Origin of the sequence: Halobacteriovorax sp. DPLXC-1 (genome assembly GCF_036903125.1) — a bacterium.
Classification (GTDB): Bacteria; Bdellovibrionota; Bacteriovoracia; order Bacteriovoracales; family Bacteriovoracaceae; genus Halobacteriovorax_A; species Halobacteriovorax_A vibrionivorans.
The window spans coordinates 562,892-576,963 of the sequence record NZ_JAYMCO010000003.1; the positions used below are offsets into that span (position 1 = coordinate 562,892).

At 34.1% G+C, this 14,072-nt stretch carries 16 protein-coding genes; 14 read left to right on the forward strand and 2 right to left on the reverse strand.

Annotated features, from left to right (window positions below; genetic code table 11):
• Window positions 1–166: 166 nt before the first annotated feature.
• The 5 genes from VCM44_RS12700 (at window position 167) to VCM44_RS12720 (ending at window position 5,575) form a co-directional block, all read left to right on the forward strand.
• Window positions 167–1,969, forward strand: coding sequence for a polysaccharide biosynthesis protein (locus VCM44_RS12700; RefSeq protein ID WP_334679007.1), 1,803 nt, complete (start codon window positions 167–169; stop codon window positions 1,967–1,969).
• Entirely contained in the window at window positions 1,969–4,290 is a 2,322-nt protein-coding gene (locus tag VCM44_RS12705) for a NeuD/PglB/VioB family sugar acetyltransferase (RefSeq protein WP_334679009.1), read from the forward strand. Before VCM44_RS12700 ends, VCM44_RS12705 begins: the two co-directional genes overlap by 1 nt.
• A gap of 12 nt (window positions 4,291–4,302) precedes the next feature.
• Window positions 4,303–4,512: a DUF4177 domain-containing protein gene (locus VCM44_RS12710; RefSeq protein WP_115361237.1), complete on the forward strand. Its 210-nt coding sequence runs from the start codon at window positions 4,303–4,305 to the stop codon at window positions 4,510–4,512.
• 250 nt (window positions 4,513–4,762) lie between these two features.
• A complete protein-coding gene (locus VCM44_RS12715) occupies window positions 4,763–5,035 on the forward strand; it encodes an RNA recognition motif domain-containing protein (protein ID WP_115361235.1) in 273 nt (90 codons plus the stop codon).
• Between the two features lie 69 nt (window positions 5,036–5,104).
• Entirely contained in the window at window positions 5,105–5,575 is a 471-nt protein-coding gene (locus VCM44_RS12720) for a hypothetical protein (protein ID WP_334679012.1), read from the forward strand.
• Between the two features lie 18 nt (window positions 5,576–5,593).
• Here the strand turns inward: VCM44_RS12720 and VCM44_RS12725 are convergent, their stop codons facing one another.
• Window positions 5,594–6,157 carry a cupin domain-containing protein gene (locus tag VCM44_RS12725; protein WP_334679013.1) on the reverse strand — a complete coding sequence of 188 codons (564 nt, stop codon included), beginning with the start codon at window positions 6,155–6,157 and terminating at the stop codon, window positions 5,594–5,596.
• A gap of 138 nt (window positions 6,158–6,295) precedes the next feature.
• On the opposite strand from VCM44_RS12725, the gene VCM44_RS12730 reads away from it, so the two are divergent.
• The 5 genes from VCM44_RS12730 to VCM44_RS12750 all read left to right on the forward strand — a co-directional run bounded on the left by VCM44_RS12730 (window position 6,296) and on the right by VCM44_RS12750 (window position 8,673).
• Entirely contained in the window at window positions 6,296–6,670 is a 375-nt protein-coding gene (locus VCM44_RS12730; protein ID WP_334679014.1) for a hypothetical protein, read from the forward strand.
• Between the two features lie 43 nt (window positions 6,671–6,713).
• Complete coding sequence (locus VCM44_RS12735) at window positions 6,714–7,484, forward strand: HupE/UreJ family protein (protein WP_334679015.1); 771 nt, start codon at window positions 6,714–6,716, stop codon at window positions 7,482–7,484.
• Window positions 7,485–7,493: 9 nt separating this feature from the next.
• Window positions 7,494–7,853, forward strand: a complete 360-nt coding sequence (locus VCM44_RS12740; protein WP_334679016.1) for a DUF6488 family protein — start codon at window positions 7,494–7,496, stop codon at window positions 7,851–7,853.
• A 1-nt stretch (window position 7,854) separates the two neighbouring features.
• Window positions 7,855–8,193 carry a hypothetical protein gene (locus tag VCM44_RS12745; protein ID WP_334679017.1) on the forward strand — a complete coding sequence of 113 codons (339 nt, stop codon included), beginning with the start codon at window positions 7,855–7,857 and terminating at the stop codon, window positions 8,191–8,193.
• 252 nt (window positions 8,194–8,445) lie between these two features.
• Window positions 8,446–8,673 (forward strand): hypothetical protein, encoded by a 228-nt coding sequence (locus VCM44_RS12750; RefSeq protein ID WP_115361221.1) that lies wholly within the window; start codon window positions 8,446–8,448, stop codon window positions 8,671–8,673.
• A gap of 29 nt (window positions 8,674–8,702) precedes the next feature.
• On the opposite strand, the gene VCM44_RS12755 is transcribed toward VCM44_RS12750, so the two are convergent.
• Complete coding sequence (locus tag VCM44_RS12755) at window positions 8,703–9,599, reverse strand: LysR substrate-binding domain-containing protein (RefSeq protein ID WP_115361219.1); 897 nt, start codon at window positions 9,597–9,599, stop codon at window positions 8,703–8,705.
• Window positions 9,600–9,882: 283 nt separating this feature from the next.
• Between VCM44_RS12755 and mbhE the strand changes: the two genes are divergently transcribed.
• Genes mbhE through VCM44_RS12775 form a run of 4 tightly spaced genes read left to right on the forward strand, consistent with a single transcriptional unit; the run spans window position 9,883 to window position 14,065 of the window.
• Window positions 9,883–11,856, forward strand: a complete 1,974-nt coding sequence (gene mbhE / locus VCM44_RS12760; protein ID WP_334679018.1) for a hydrogen gas-evolving membrane-bound hydrogenase subunit E — start codon at window positions 9,883–9,885, stop codon at window positions 11,854–11,856.
• Window positions 11,849–12,274: an MnhB domain-containing protein gene (locus VCM44_RS12765; RefSeq protein ID WP_334679019.1), complete on the forward strand. Its 426-nt coding sequence runs from the start codon at window positions 11,849–11,851 to the stop codon at window positions 12,272–12,274. The genes mbhE and VCM44_RS12765 overlap by 8 nt, the downstream gene beginning before the upstream one ends.
• Before the next feature lies 1 nt (window position 12,275).
• On the forward strand, window positions 12,276–12,593 hold the full coding sequence (locus tag VCM44_RS12770) for an NADH-quinone oxidoreductase subunit K (RefSeq protein ID WP_115361212.1): 318 nt from the start codon (window positions 12,276–12,278) through the stop codon (window positions 12,591–12,593).
• The gene (locus VCM44_RS12775; RefSeq protein WP_334679020.1) at window positions 12,593–14,065 is read left to right on the forward strand and encodes a complex I subunit 5 family protein; all 1,473 of its coding nucleotides are present in this window, start codon (window positions 12,593–12,595) and stop codon (window positions 14,063–14,065) included. The genes VCM44_RS12770 and VCM44_RS12775 overlap by 1 nt, the downstream gene beginning before the upstream one ends.
• Window positions 14,066–14,072: the final 7 nt, after the last annotated feature.

A 14,072-nucleotide genomic window follows, 5' to 3' on the forward strand; every position in this document is an offset into this window, starting at 1 on the left:
GATTCCTATTGTATTAAAAATAGGCAAACTTTTATTTTTTAAGATGCTCTTCATTCCTATTAATAATAACTTAACGGAGATTTATTTACATTAAGGATAAATTTACCTTGTTGATGTTTATATCGCAGCTGGCTAAAATTTATTTAACTTTTTGTGTGGGGTATTTGTGAGTTTTTCCTATGTCGTAAATATATTCTTTAGACCAGTTTTGGATCTGCTAATTATTAATACATATTTAGTAGTTTTAGGATTGGTGAGGCAAGAGTCTTTCTTCGACAATTATCTTGAATTCACTTCACTTTTTATCTTCTTCAGTGTTGTAACACAGAGTAATTTAGACTCTTGGAGGCATACGACTCCATTTAGTATCTTAAGAGCAGCTACTGCTCTAACAGCAACTTGCTTTTCATTACACTTTGTTTTTAATGTTGATCAGCAGTTTCTATTCAGTCTCTATTCTGTATCACTTGTGACTATGCTTATCTCGAGAATTGTTCGTAAATTAATTTTTGAAAACGCAAATATTCACAACTTTCAAAGAACACTTATTGTGGGAAGCGATAAGAAAGCAGTCTCTTTAGCAAATCATGTTAATAAAGAAACACATAATATCGTTGGGTTCGTTGATGATTTTGATGTCAATCTCGTTAAAGGAAAGTTTAAGGTTCTTGGAAAGATTGAGAACTTAAAAGAAGTAATCCAAGAATTTAAAATCAAAGAAGTTATCATTATTGATTGCAACTATTTTAATAAGTCTAAGCTTATTAAAGATGTATGTAATGAGCTATCAGTTACGATTTCAGAAGCAAACCTATTTTCGGGTCAAAACTTTAAAATTAATAAATTAGAGCTTAATTCACTTCTTGGGAGAGAGCCTAAGGAAGTGGATCTCTCTGACCTGGCCGTTTCAATTGGATCTGCAAAAGTATGTGTAACTGGAGCAGGTGGAAGTATCGGTTCAGAATTAGTTAGACAATTAACATTAATGCAGCCTGAAGAAATTGTTCTAATTGAAAATTGTGAGTACAACTTATTTAAAATTACAAATGAGGTTAAAGCATTAAACCTTGAAGATACAAAGATTATTCCACGCATGATTGATATCACAAACATGGAAGCCTTACGAAGCTGCTTTCAAACTTCATGTCCTGATTATATTTTTCATGCAGCAGCCTATAAGCATGTGGCACTAGTGGAGAGTAATCCAAAAGAAGCAATTGTAAATAATGTTTTAGGTACTAAGAACTTACTAGATCTTTCAAAAGAATTTCCTATAAAGAGCTTTATTCTAATCTCAACAGATAAGGCCGTTAATCCAACTTCTGTAATGGGTGCCACTAAAAGGTTATGTGAAATCCTTTTAGCTTGTTATGCAAAGGAGAGTAGTTGTGAGTATCGTGCAGTACGCTTTGGAAACGTTCTTGGCTCAAGTGGATCTCTAATTCCAATTGTAATGGATCAAATCTTAAATAATGAAAAAGTAACTATTACTGATATTCGAATGAAGCGCTATTTTATGACTATTCCTGAAGCTGTGGGACTTGTTTTAAATAGCTTAACTGTGTCTGAGAATGCTTCGTTATGTGTTTTAAAGATGGGTGATCCTATTCGTATCATTGATATTGTCGAAAGACTTGCAAAAACAATGGGTAAGACTCTTGATAGTCTAAATATCGTTTTTACTGGAATGAAAAAAGGTGAAAAGCTTTTTGAAGAACTTTATTTAACTGGTGAAGAGTATCAGACCTCTCATGATGATATTGTCACACTTCCAAATTGTGACTGTGGTAGCAACGTTGATGATGAGATTTCTCGTAAAATGCTAATGAAGCGTATTAATGAAATTATTCTGGCCGCAATTGAGAATGACCCGAATTGTATTTTGGAGATGTCACAATTAATAAACGAAACAAATAATACGATCAATAATAAGTCTGGCTTTATTGTTCAGCTTGGTGAGGCCGGGTAGTGAAAAGAGCCTTTGATATTGCTTTTTCAATTTTTGCAATTGCAATTACTTCTCCTATTTTAGTCCTCGTATCATTTCTAAGTTTACTTATTCAAGGGCGACCAATTTTCTTTATACAAGAGCGCGTTGGTTACAAGAATAAAATTTTTAAAATGATTAAGTTTAGAACGATGAGTCTTGATACTTCACTTGATGAGTCACAAAGAATTGGCTTTTACGGGAAAATGCTAAGAAAGTTTAGCATCGATGAACTCCCTGAGTTCTTTAATATTCTCTTTGGTGACTTAAGTGTTGTAGGCCCAAGACCACTTCTTAAAGAATATTTACCATTCTATACAAAAGAGCAGGCGAGAAGACACGATGTAAAACCTGGTCTAACTGGTCTTGCTCAAGTATCAGGTCGAAACTCTCTTTCTTGGAATGAAAAGTTTAAATTTGATATCTCTTACATTGAAAAACAGTCCTTCTTCTTTGATATTAAAATAATTTTAATGACAATAAAGCAGATGGTTAAGCCTGTCGGTATTAATTCTAGTAAAACAAAGAGTATGGAACGATTCGATCATCCTTTTTATTTATTTGGGGGTGGTGGCCATTCGCTTTCAGTACAATTTGCGGCCGAGGAAAGTGGCCAAGATATATACGCAATCTATGATAAAAACTTAGATAATATTCAAGCTCTTCATTTTTATAAAGATGCAATTTTAACAGATTCTCTGCCTGTGAATATCGCAGGAGTTCGTGGAGTTCTAGCAATTGGAAGTAATTCAATTAGAAAGAAGCTTTCACAAGACTTATCAGCTAAATGGGAAACGATTATACATCCTAGTGCTACGATTCATGAAAGTGCTGTCATTGGCCATGGAACTGTTGTTCTAAGTGGTGCATATATTGGCCCTAACGCTGTCGTTGGTAATCATGTCATTATCAACACTGGATCTATTGTTGAGCATGATTGTGTCGTTGAGGACTTCTCACATATTTGTCCTAATACAACTCTTTGCGGAGGAGTTCATATTGGTGAGTTGACTATGGTTGGAGCAGGCTCTGTCGTAAAACCTCTTGTAAAAATATGTTCTGAAGTTGTTATTGGACTTAATTCTAGTGTTATTAAAAATATTGATAAGCCGGGGACTTATATAGGTCAGCCAGTAAGGAGATTACCTGTGAATAAAGAAGTTGAAAAAGCAGATATTAGATTATCAATGGCAAAGCCTGTTATTGAAAAAGATGATATTGACGGCGTTGTTTCAGTTCTAGAAAGTGGTATTCTTTCTCTTGGACCAAAGGTTGAAGAGTTTGAAAAAAATATTCAGGATTATATTGGAGTTAAAGAAGCAGTCGCTGTAAGCTCTGGTACTTCTGCTCTTTATTTAGCTCTTCTTGCCCTTGGCGTAGGAGAGGGAGATGAAGTAATAGTACCTTCTTATACTTTTGTTTCATCTGTTTCAGTTATTCTTCATGCAGGTGCAACTCCTGTCTTTGCTGATATTGAAGACGTTACTCATTGTGTATGTCCAAGAGATATTGAAGCAAAGATAACGGATAAAACTAAGGTTATTCTTGGTGTTGATATCTTTGGTCATCCTGCAAATTGGAAAGAGATTTGTAAAATTGCTAAGAAACACAACCTCAAAACGATAGATGATTCTTGTGAAGCACTAGGTGCAAAAATAGATGGAAAAATGGTTGGTACATTTGCAGATGTTTCTACATTTGCGTTTTATCCAAATAAGCAAATCACAACAGGTGAGGGGGGAATACTTGTTACTGATGACGAAGAAGTGGCAATGCATGTAAGGGCCTTAAGAAACCAAGGAAGAAGTAGCATGGGGGGATGGCTCAAGCACGACTTTCTAGGGTTTAATTGCCGAATGAGTGAGCTAAGTGCTTCACTTGGTGTTACTCAACTTAATAAAATTGATAAAATTCTTGATGATAGAGAGCGCGTTGCTCATATGTATAATGACGCCCTAAAGGGACATGAGAATCTTACTCTTCAAGTAATTGATGAGGGTGTCACGATGAGCTGGTTTGTCTATGTGGTCAAACTTGGACGTGGTATAAGTCGTGATGCTGTTATTGAAGAGCTTGGAAAAAGAGAGATTCCTGCTCGAGCATACTTTGATGCAATACATGAGCAACCATTTATGAAAAACTTTAAAGTGGACACCTCTGGGCTAGAAAATACAATTGATATTAGTACACGAACACTAGCTCTTCCTTTTCATGGAATGATGACAAAAGAAGAAGTTGATTTTGTATCGAAAAACCTTATCGAGGTTATCGATTTACTAAAGCCTCAACTTGCTGTTGCATAGAATAGGTCGTTGATGTTTAAAGAGTATAAAGTCGAAACAATTTCAGAGGGCGGCCTAGGAACGGTATTCTTAGGCGCCTCTAATATTCCTGTAAAAAAACTAGAAGCTAGAATTAATTTCTTGGCCACACAAGGTTGGCAGGTGGTTTTTCAAGTTATCGAAAAAAAGCGATTTCTCTTATTTTGGCAAAGAGAGACAGTTATTCTCACTGTAGGAAGATAAAACGAGTATTCTATAAATCCTTCTTTTATAAAATATCATCATCTAAGGCTGTGTAATCATAGATCAAAAGCATTTGTTTGTTATTAAAGACATTGTAGTGTATACTAAGAGAGTCCGAAGACGTCTTTATAGCTCATGTAGCTCATCATCACTGTTTTATAAACTTCTCTAGACCAAAATATTTTAAATATAACTCGTAACCTTTTACGAGAGAGACATCATAGTCTCATCACTTACCTTGGAGGTAAAAATGAAATCAAACATCTACGTAGGAAACCTTTCATATAATATTGAAGATTCTGAATTAAAAACACTTTTTTCTAATGTTGGAGAAGTTGTAAGTATCAACCTAATTAGAGATCGTGACTCTGGCCGTGGTAGAGGCTTTGGATTTATTGAAATGGAAAATGGAGAAGATGCTAAAAAAGCTATAACAGAACTTCATGACCAAGAATTTATGGGAAGACCATTAATTGTTAATCTAGCAAAAACACGAGTTAAAGAAAGAACTAATCGTTACTAGTCTTTTATTTGAACAACTGGGCGTCATTTATGGCGCCATTACAAAAAAGTTCTAATCAAAGGGGAAAGTATGATTATCGATTTAAATGACTATATTAAAAATAAAACTAAGGTTTATTCTTTAGAAAGCGGTGTTGGTGAAATTACTAATATCTTCAAAATGTATGATGGTATTAGTGACTTTTTTGAAATTAGATTCGAAAAAGAGGGGATTACAAAATTTATCTCAATTTCTCATTTAGAAGATATTCGTATCGCTACTTGTGAAAATAAGCTGCAGCAAGCTTTGATCAATTTAGAAAAGAAGATCAATTGTAATGAATTTGATTTCAATCTTGATTATCATAACCATGAAGTTACAAGACTTGATTTAATTTACATTATCAATACGATTGCTAAGTTAACAAATCAAGAAGTTTTAAGTTTACAAGATAAGGACATGCTTGAGTGCTGTGTTGATAGTCTTGTTCATGAAGTTTCTCATACATATGAAACATCAATGAAAAATGCACAGGGTATCGTAAACGGTCATATGTGCTAATGATAATTGCCATCTTATCTAAGGTGGTAGTAGCTTAAGTCCGGAGCTAGGCAATTTTCTCATATCTATTATTACATCGTTAGAGCCAGCAAGTTCAGTAATAATAGCACCGAATTCTTTTGGACTTTTAGGTCTTCTAAACTTAACAGCTTCTTCAACAGCGTAAAAAAACTTTTCAAAATGTCCTGGTGCGATAAATAGTGCTAGTGTTGTTGGACTTGATGTTGGGTTCCAAAAACCATGATAGTAGCCTCTTGGTAACGATGCAATTGTTCCTTTCTTGGCAACAATTTCTTTATCACCATTTAAAAAATGTGCAGTTCCTTCAAGGACAATAAAGATTTCATCTTCATTCTTATGAATATGTGGTGGTGCTCCCATCGACATTGGAGCGAGTTGAATTTCTACAAGTGTTACTTTAGCAGGCAAGTCTTCTGCACCGACATGAACGATCATATTATGACCTGGAGAAAATGGTATTTCTTTACCAATACCAAGCTCAGATATGGACGGTAGATATGTTTTAATTGGACTTGTGCACGAGGCCATTATAAAGGGGAAGAGTAGTAATACGTTTTTCATAATTACATTCTAGAAAATAGCCTAAGTATGAAAAGAATATTTAAATTTAAATAAGCTTATTTTTATTTAATTATTAGAAATCAGCATAGGGGGCTTTACTTCTTTACTATATATTAAGAATTCAATTAAAATAGCTAGGTGGTGAAGCTTTATTTAAATATATTTATACTGATAATTTGTCTGTGTGTTCAGGCAAAGGCACTTGCTTCTATCTATGATGGGCTTAGTACGGTTGATCAACATCTAATTAAATATCAAAATATTAACCAAACTCATCATGATAATATTGATGATGAACCCCATACTCATTCACATAAACACTCTGAAGATGGTGAAGAGCACGAGCATCACCATGGTACGAGAAAAATCTCTAACTCAGAATTTCAAATATATAACCTTTCTAAGATAAGCTTTACGACTCCATTTCTCGAAGTCAATAAAAGTACATTCTTGGAAAAAAGCCTCGTTTCAAAATTCTTACCTAATAACTTGTTTAAGCCTCCTATTTGTTAAAAAAATAACGATTCATTTTTATATTTTTTTACTAGGAGAATTTATGTCTAAGTTAATACGCGGATTTGTGCCTCTTCTTTTTTCTGCAAATCTATTTGCACACGGAATTAGTGAAGAAGCAAAACAGGCAATGATAGATGGTGGCCTTTTAAGATATGTTTGGCTTGGTTCTGAGCATATGATTACAGGATATGACCACTTACTTTTCTTATTTGGGGTTATCTTCTTTTTAAAAACATTTAAAGATATTGTGCGATTTATAAGTATTTTTACACTCGGTCACAGTATTACTTTAATCTTTGCAACCTTTATGGGGATTACAGCTAATTATTGGTTAGTTGATGCTGTTATTGCTATTTCTGTTATTTACAAGGGATTTGATAATAATAAAGGTTTTCAAGAGTACTTTGGAATGAATAAGTCGCCAAGCTTATTGTGGATGGTCTTTATCTTCGGTCTAATACACGGATTTGGCCTTTCTACTCGTTTACAACAACTTCCTCTGGGAGAAAAGGGAAGTGGTATGCTAATGCGAATTATTTCTTTTAATGTTGGGGTTGAACTTGGGCAGATCGTGGCCCTTGCGATTATGCTTTTGATTATCACACAATTACGTCGTCATCATATGTTTAAAAGGCTCTCACGAGTATTTAATGATGGGATAATGCTAGCAGGTTTCATGCTTCTTCTAATGCAATTACATGGCTATCTTCATACCTCTGGGCCAGATGAGTTTGGCTTTAGTGAAGACAATCATATACACCACCATATGAAATTAGAAAATGAGCAAGAATATCAACATGATAATTTATAAGGAGAAAATATGAAAAAACTATCACTTTTAATTCTACTTTGTGTAAGTAGTCTGACATTTGCAGGAACTGGTCATTCACATGGTCATGGACATTCTCATGGCCATAGTCACTCTCATAAAAAGGTTTCAATCTCTAAAGAAAAGAGTAAAGAAGTTGGGAAGTATCATATGCTAAGACTTATTAGTTCTGGCAAGATTGATAAGTCATGGAAGGCTGCAAATTATGATACATCAGTAAAGAAAGAATTTGGTAAGAAGACTGAATGGGTTGTTACATTTAATAATGAAAAAGGTGTAAAAGGTAAGAAGCTTTATATCTTTTTAAAACTAACAGGTGAGTTTGTTGCAGCAAACTTTACGGGGAAGTAATATGTGGTTAGCAATAGGAAAGACAGTAGTTGCGGCTGTTTTAATTAGTTTTGTTTCGTGGTTATCAGGTAAGAAAACTGGATTGGCCGGCTTTATTACGGCCCTTCCCTTAACGACATTACTTGCATTAGCGTTTTCTCATTTAGAGTGGGGAGATTCAAGTCAGTCTGTTGAATATGCAAAAAGTGTATTCGTTGCAATTCCTGTCTCTCTATTATTCTTTGTTCCATTTCTTTTGGCACAAAAGTTTAATCTAGGGTTTTGGAGTTGTTATTCAAGCGGTATTGTTCTCTTGGGTGTAGGCTACTTTGTTCACACTTACGTTGTAAAATTCTTCTAAAGACATATCACAGAGGGAGATTAACATTCTCCCTCTTTTTTCTTGCTCAAATCACTCCAGTAATGAATGAATCCTTTATACAATCATAATATTTTCTAACAGTTTGTGTTAAGAGCCTGTTATTATTCATAAGTAAATTAAAGTTGAAAAAATTACTATTGAATAAATTAATACATCCTATTGGCAATATATATTTTATTGAAGTGACTTGTTCCTGTATATTAAGACAAGGTATAAACAAAGGAGCATTTAATGAGTGCCAACGAAATCATTTTCTTACTTTCGTGCTTAGCTGTGATCGGAGTGTATATTTCGATACAAAAATTTATTAAAGTAAGATCATCGAAACGAGACTATCGTATTAATGCCGGAAAAATGAATAAAAGAGAAGATAAGAACAAAGGCGTTACGGCCGATCATTTAGTGGCAAAAAAGAAAAACGAACAATTGTCTAATGCAGACAAGTACAAAAAGACTTAACAGTTAAAAATATGAGGCTATGATTTTAATTAACGTAGCCTCATTCTCTCAAAGTTCTGCTTAAGAATGAAGTCCAATGCAGGATTCTCAATAATTCTCTTACTATATATCAAATAATAACTTGTCGTTACACCTTTCAGGTTCCCAATTTTTACAAGCTTCTTATCGTTTACGAGATCTTTTGTAATGAAACTAGGTAAGAAGATTAGACCATCGCCTCGTGTTGCTAAGATTCTTTGAAGTGAAGTATCTTGAGTTTCTGCAATAATCTTTGGCCTAACACCTTTTTCATGCATGAAATATTCCACATCGCTTCTAATTTTTGAATGGGAAGTAGGAACAATGCAAGGTGCACCATCAAGTGATTTAGGAAATCCTTTCTTTAAATGTTCATATTCAGCTGAAGCGTAGACACTAATTTGTTTTGTTAATATCTTTTTGGAAAAGATATTATGTCTTTCTAGCTTGTTAATTTCTTGATCCGATATCATGACTTCGATTTGATGTGTCTTTAACTGCCTTAACAGTTCATCAGGAGATCCTTCGTAAATTGAAAGGAAGCATCCAGTCTTACGATGGGCCAAGTCAACAATGTCACATATTAAGTGTTTAGGTATACTATCAAGCGCACCAATACTTAGGTGAATCTCATTAGTAAACACCTTGTCATCAATTAACTCTATTAACTCTTGACCTAGTGAATTTATCTTAGAGGCGTACTCAAGTACAACTTTTCCAGGCCCCGTTAATACCATTTTTCTTCTTTTACGTTCAAAGAGCTGTACACCCAAGTATTCCTCTAGGTTTTTTAGTTGAGTACTTAAGGCGGGCTGTCCAACCTTTAAAACCTCTGAAGCTTTAGATATACTGCCTTGTCTGGCGATTTCTCTGAAGTATATAAGATGATGATAATTAATCCATTTCATACTTAACCTTTTATTAATTTTTTCAATACTAAAGATTATTTTTATATATTTTATTAATATCTTATAATGCTGTTAAAATCAAATTCGTAAGTTTGTACGAAGGAACACATTGAAAATACTAATGGATAATTTATTTTCAGCTACAAGTATAGATAACTTATTTGGCACTCTTGTTGCCATAATAGGGGTGGGGGTTTTTCTATATAGTTACTTTTACATGAAGAGCTATTCTTCTCGAGTTAAAACTGTTTTTTATACATCCCTTACTCTTTTTACTATTTCAATGTTTGGAATTATATATTCCGCAAACCTATTACTACTTTATTTATTTTGGGAAATGACAAGTGTTACTTCGTTCTTCTTGATTGGACTTAAGAATGAAGATTCACAAGTTAAGGAGAAGGCAAAGTGGGCCCTCTATACTACTGTTGGAGGTGGACTCTTTCTTCTGGCCGGAATAATGATGACTTCTCAAATAGGGATGGAATCCGGTTTAACATTTTTTGAATCTCTTCACTTACCAACGTTATTTAAGGTTACAAACTTTCATCAACATGAATATTTTAACTTATCACTTTTTGCAATATTTATAGGAATTGCTTCAAAATCTGCTCTCTTCCCATTCTCTTATTGGCTACCACTGGCCATGGCCGGGCCGACTCCTGTAAGTAGTTTTCTACACTCAGCGACTATGGTAAAAGCCGGATTGCTATTAGGTGTTAAAATATTTCCATTATTTTCTCAAAGTATTCTATGGCAAGACCTATTTGTTTATTCAGGTGTCATTACTGTTTTATATGGTGGATTTCAATGCCTTTTACAGGGTAATTTCAAGACCATGTTGGCATACTCAACTATTTGTATCCTCGGTATGCTAGCTATTCTACTTGGACTTGCTAGTGATTACTCTATGATAAGTTTTGTATTACTCGTTGTAGCGCATGCTTTTTATAAAGCTGGCCTATTCCAATTTGTCGGCTATTTTGCAAAAGCTTACAATACGATGGAGCGTGAAGATCTTATTAATAGTGAGAATAAAAGTATCCTACCATTCATTATTGCTCTTTTATGTGCCATGAGTATGGTTGGGTTTCCTTTGAGTATCGGTTTTTATGCTAAAGAGTTTATTTATACAACGAGTATTAAATCTGAACTTTTATGGATTGTTACTCCGACTTTCTTTCTAGGTAATCTCTTTATGGGAATTCAAGCAATTAATCTTTTGCGAGTTACTTGGCCTAGAAAGCGTGTCGACAAAGAAAGATCAATTCATGCTAAAGGTTATAAGAGCTTACTGATCTCACCATTATTATATTCATTGATGGCCTTACTAGTTGCGATCGCTCCTAATTTATTTGGTTTAGGTAGTATTTCAGATGGTGTTTTAATTGATACTGGCCTTTTCAACGACAATACACATATTAAGTTATGGCATGGGTTTGAATATCCTTACAATATTGTTCTTATTTTAAGTCTTATAACAATTCTAGGAAGTATTTCAGGAAGCTTTATCCTCGATAAGTACTTTGTAAGTTTTGATGGCCTATCTCGAAAGTATTCTGAATTTAGTCCATGGCCAAAGCTTGTAAAAGCTCTTCATTTTACACTTGATATATTCAAAAAGATGAACTCTCTTATGGTAAATGGAGACTTTGCTCACTATATAAGATGTACGGTTGGATTCCTTGCAATACTTACTATAAGTACTCAATTTGGAATATCAAAAATAAGTATCCCTGAGATAGACCTTACACTTTCTAAGGCCTTATGTTTAGCTGGTGTTCTAGGTGGTCTTATTTTTGCATACTTAAGTCGTTCTGATATTAAAGCAATCCTTTACTTTGTTATATCAGGTTTCTTCCTAGTCGTATTCTTTGGTTATCATAGTGCCGCTGATGTGAGTATGACACAACTAATGGTTGAAACACTTTCTCTCTTCTTTGTTTTCTTTTTGATAAAGGCTGTACCGATTAATGGAGATAATTATAGGCGAAATATAAAACTCAACAATTTCATCGTAGCATTACTTTTTGGTTTATCTCTATGGTTATTTGCAATAGCAAATCGTATGAAGTTTGATTTGAGTGCTAGTCGATACTTTTTTGAAAACTCAAAGATTCTTGCAAAAGGGGAGAATGTCGTAAACGTTATCTTAGTGGATTATCGAGCGATGGATACTTTTGGAGAAGTTCTAGTTGTTGCTATCGCAATCATTGGTGTTTTAGCGATCTTCTCAAAGCGAGGTAAACGTGAATGAATCTTTAATTCGAGGAAGTTTTAAAGTCGTTTGTCCGCTTTTAGGAATACTATCGTTTATCTTTCTTTTAAGAGGACATGATCTTCCTGGTGGAGGTTTTATTGGTGGGCTACTTATGTCTTTAGCTTTGATTCTTCACATCATTGCCCGAAGTGAATCAAGAACTAAGATGTGGTTGAACGATAATTATTCTTCAATCGTTGCCATTTGTATTCTATTGCTAGTACTTGTCTTCATCACACCAATGTTTATTGGTAAGTCCGGTTTAAGTGCTATATGGACTAAGATACCTTTTCCTATCGCTGGAAAAGTAAGTTCGGTTCTACTATTTGATTCAATTGTTTTTGCAATTGTTTCTACTAGTACAACAATGGCCTATGTGAAATTTGTCGACTTTTCAAAGAGGAATAAACAATAAGATGACATTTATAGTTGGTTGTATATTCATTGTAGTAGGTTTGCTTTTCTTGTTAAAGAATACATGGGTAAATTGTATCTTTGCTATTATTACTTTAGGAAATGGTGCAAACCTTATTATATTTTCTATCGGTAATGTTTTGGCCCATGGCTATCCTTTTAATGGTGAAGGGGAGGCATTCTCTACTGTACGTTTTGCTGATCCATTGACTCAAGCACTCGTCTTAACAGCAATCGTTATTTCATTTGCAACTCTTTGTTTTGTGATTTCTGTAGTAAAGAAAATTAATGATGTTCGCAAAGAAGAGGAGGCACAATAATGATAGATAATATTTTTATTATATTATTAATGCTACCAATGATCTCGGCATCATTATCTCTTTTATTTAAAAGATCAGATAAATTACGAACTATATTTACAAATATATTCTCATTAATTTATTTCGCATTAGCAGGATACTTTCTCTTCTCTTTTCAAGAGTCTTCTACATTTGTTGCTGGTAGTTGGGAGAGTGGAATAGGTATCAGTCTTAGTTATGATCTCTTTTCTGGAGTGATGATTTTTGTAATTGGGGCGATTTACTTCACTGGTGCATTATATGCTTATCCTGGTGTGACAGTAGAAAGAAATAAGGTCTATCACTTTCTTTATAATACTCTTTTTTTAGGATTAACTGGTGCATTTCTTACTAGAGATCTTTTTAACTTATTTGTATGGTTTGAAATTACTTTAATGAGTAGTTATGTTCTCGTCGTTCTTGATGGGAATACGAAGCGACTTAAAAGTGGTTTTAAGTATATTGTTCTTAATTTCTTAAGTGGTCTGATCTTTCTTATATCTATCGCTTTCATCTATAAGTTTACTAAAACTTTAGACTTTCAGGTTCTAAATGAAAGACTATCACTTTTATATACTAATGATCCTGGCTTAGTACGATCTCTTGCGATCTCCCTATTTGGAGCATTTGCTATTAAATCTGCTTTTTTCCCTCTGTTTTTTTGGTTACCGGAAAGTTACCCGAAGTTATCACCTGGTTTAAGTGGCGTGTTGGCAGGTCTGCTTACTAAGCTTGGGCTATATGCAATGATGAGAATCTTTGGACAGGTCTTTCCAGCAGATTTACAATTATTTTGGATCATTCTTATTTTATCAATTTTCACTCTTTTAATAGGGGTATGGTGCGCAGTTGTTCAAAATAAACTAAGAGAAATTCTAAGTTATCATATTATCAGCCAGGTCGGTTTTATAGGTGTAGGTGTCAGTTTCAGTATTCATCCTGATATTGCAATTAAGAATCTCGCATTGGCCTGTGCTCTTTTTTATATTTTTCACCATATTATAGTTAAGACAAATCTCTTTTTTGTTTCTGGATTGGTAAAGAATTTTGCTGCATCAGAGAAAATATCAAAACTAGGAGGGCTCTTTAAAGCATCTCCATTGATATCAATTCTCTTTATGATTCCAGCGGCGAGTCTAATTGGAATCCCACCATTTTCAGGTTTCTGGGCAAAGTTAGGACTATTTAAGATTGCTGTGGAAAGCAGACTCATATGGATAATCTTACCAATGATCATAGGGAGCTTTTTTACTCTCTATAGTATGGTCAAGATATGGAGTGGGGTTTTCTGGGGTGAAGAACAAGAGTCAATTGATACTCTTTCAAGATCATCAATTATACGATCTTATATTTCTTGTTTTTTACTTTGTTTATTCACTTTAGTCTTAAGTTTTAATCCTCTTCTAATTTTTCGCTTAGCAAGAGATGTCGCAAGACTAGGACTAGGCTATTAACGGGGTA